This window comes from Thalassolituus sp. UBA2009 (assembly GCF_002335285.1).
In the GTDB taxonomy this organism is placed as follows: domain Bacteria; phylum Pseudomonadota; class Gammaproteobacteria; order Pseudomonadales; family Oceanobacteraceae; genus Venatoribacter; species Venatoribacter alkanivorans.
The window spans coordinates 1-2,531 of record NZ_DDCJ01000089.1 but is presented as its reverse complement, the minus strand read 5'-3'; the positions used below and the strand labels follow the sequence as shown (position 1 = coordinate 2,531).

4 protein-coding genes and 2 pseudogenes are annotated in these 2,531 nt (G+C 50.3%); all 6 read right to left on the bottom strand.

The genetic code is table 11. The features are described 5' to 3' along the window. Positions 1-182, bottom strand: a pseudogene (locus tag B3P58_RS10980) (50S ribosomal protein L2); the annotation flags it as partial. Positions 183-194: 12 nt separating this feature from the next. Then, on the bottom strand, positions 195-491 hold the full coding sequence (gene rplW, locus B3P58_RS10975) for a 50S ribosomal protein L23 (protein ID WP_145466722.1): 297 nt from the start codon (positions 489-491) through the stop codon (positions 195-197). After that, on the bottom strand, positions 488-1,090 hold the full coding sequence (rplD, locus tag B3P58_RS10970; RefSeq protein ID WP_145466723.1) for a 50S ribosomal protein L4: 603 nt from the start codon (positions 1,088-1,090) through the stop codon (positions 488-490). Before rplD ends, rplW begins: the two co-directional genes overlap by 4 nt. A gap of 3 nt (positions 1,091-1,093) precedes the next feature. Further along, entirely contained in the window at positions 1,094-1,726 is a 633-nt protein-coding gene (gene rplC / locus B3P58_RS10965) for a 50S ribosomal protein L3 (RefSeq protein WP_145466724.1), read from the bottom strand. A gap of 104 nt (positions 1,727-1,830) precedes the next feature. Then, a complete protein-coding gene (gene rpsJ, locus B3P58_RS10960; RefSeq protein WP_068443270.1) occupies positions 1,831-2,142 on the bottom strand; it encodes a 30S ribosomal protein S10 in 312 nt (103 codons plus the stop codon). Positions 2,143-2,404: 262 nt separating this feature from the next. Beyond that, positions 2,405-2,531 (bottom strand): annotated as a pseudogene (locus B3P58_RS10955) (elongation factor Tu); the annotation flags it as partial.

Genomic DNA, 2,531 nt, shown 5'->3' with positions numbered 1-2,531 from the left:
TGCTGCTTATGACCACCACCAATGTGACGGGTAGTAATGTGACCGTTGTTGTTACGACCACCACTTTTTGACTTCTTCTCAACCAGAGCTGCGAAAGGCTTACCTTTGTGCAGTTCGTTGTTGACGACTTTCACCAGATGGCGACGGCCAGGAGAAGTCGGTTTAGTTTTCACCAATGCCATGACTTAAACCCCTTATTCCGCGTCTGCGAAGTCGATGTCCTGACCTTCAGCCAGGCGAACGTATGCTTTACGCACATCGTTACGTTTGCCTGTACCGCGAGCAGTACGCTTGGTTTTACCTTTGATGTTGACGGTCTGTACGGAATCAACTTTCACTTCGAACAGAGCTTCAACAGCCTTTTTGATTTCAGGCTTGGTGGCATCCGGAGCAACACGGAATACATACTGGCCGTGCTTTTCAGCAACCAGAGTTGCCTTCTCGGAAATATGCGGAGCTACCAGCACTTTATAGATACGTTCACGGTTCATGCGTAGGCCTCCTCAAGTTTCTTCAGGGCGGGCACAGTCACCAGTACCTTTTCAAAAGCAATCAGGCTTACAGGATCGATAGCTGAAGCTTCGGTAATACCAACATGAGGAACGTTACGGGCAGCCAGATACAGCTTTTCGTCGATCTCATCGGCAACGATCAGGACATTGCTCAGTTCCATCTCTTTCAGCTTGGCAACGAATTCTTTGGTCTTGTGGGATTCCACAGCAAAAGAATCAGCAACAACCAGGCGTTCCTGACGAACCAGCTCAGACAAGATGGACTGCATCGCCGCGCGATACATTTTCTTGTTTACTTTCTGCTCATAGTTGCGTGGTTTGGCGGCGAAAGTTACACCACCTGAACGCCAGATAGGGCTGTTAGAAGTACCGGAACGGGCACGGCCTGTTCCCTTCTGACGCCATGGCTTAATACCACCACCGCTAACTTCAGAGCGGGATTTCTGTGCTTTGGTACCCTGACGGCCACCGGCCATATAGGCGGTAACGATCTGGTGAACCAGAGCTTCATTGAATTCACGACCAAATGCAGCTTCAGAAACAGCTACTGCGGTACCAGTGTTAGTTTTCAGTTCCATTGCTTACCCCTTAGCCTTAACAGCTGGTTTAACAATCACATCGGAACCAGTAGCACCTGGCACAGCACCTTTGATCAGCAGCAGATTGTTTTCTGCGTCCACACGAACAACTTCCAGGTTCTGAGTAGTAACCTGTTCAGCGCCCATGTGACCTGCCATCTTCTTGCCCTTCCAAACACGACCAGGAGTCTGACACTGACCGATAGAACCAGGGGCACGATGAGACAGGGAGTTACCGTGGGTAGCATCCTGGGTACGGAAGTTCCAGCGCTTAACGCCACCCTGGAAGCCTTTACCTTTAGATGAACCAGTCACGTCAACTTTCTGACCAGCTTCGAATTGCGCAACGGTCAGCTCATCGCCATTGGCCAGAGCTTCTTCGGTACGGAATTCCATAACGCCACGACCTGCCTGAACGTTTGCTTTCGCAAAGTGGCCTGCCTCAGCTTTAGTTGTGCGAGAAGCTTTCTTCTCACCAAATGTAACCTGCAGAGCACTGTAGCCGTCAGTTTCAACGGTTTTCACTTGTGCAACACGGTTAGGTGTTACGTGAACTACAGTAACAGCAACAGATTGACCTTCTTCGGTAAAGACACGAGTCATGCCCGCTTTCTTACCGACAATACCAATTGCCATTTTCCAATTACCTCTCGTGTACGGGGCTTAACCCACTATGGCCGCCCTCTTCTCCGACATGGACAAGGGCGTTACACAGAGCCTTACGGATAAATCCTGACGGATTAACCCAGGCTGATCTGAACTTCCACGCCGGCAGCCAGATCCAGTTTCATCAGCGCATCAACTGTTTTTTCAGTTGGCTCAACAATGTCGAGCATGCGCTTGTGTGTACGGATTTCGTACTGATCACGCGCGTCTTTATTAACGTGCGGGGAGACCAGAACGGTATAACGCTCTTTACGAGTAGGCAGTGGGATAGGACCACGTACCTGAGCGCCCGTACGTTTGGCAGTATCAACAATTTCCTGAGTCGAGGTATCGATCAGTCGATGGTCAAATGCCTTCAAACGGATACGGATTCGTTGGTTTTGCATTACCAAACTCCAAGTTTATGTGCAAGAGCTCACTTTCCCCGGATTAAGGGGACGCGAATTGTATGCGGCTGTACAAAAAGTGTCAACCACGGAATAGCAGACGACTTCCGAAGCCGACAAAGCAGACCAACTCCGGAATCACACTGATAAAAAAGCCCGCACAAAGCGGGCTTTTCAGATGCAGACATCGATCACTGCTGCGGACATCCTGTCCTCACCCTACCGGGCCAGCCTCCGGCTGTCACAATCTGATCCGGTCAGATTATTCGATGATCTTAGCTACAACGCCGGCACCAACAGTACGACCGCCTTCACGGATCGCAAAGCGCAGACCTTCATCCATCGCGATTGGAGCGATCAGAGTAATGGTCAGCTTAACGTTGTCACCT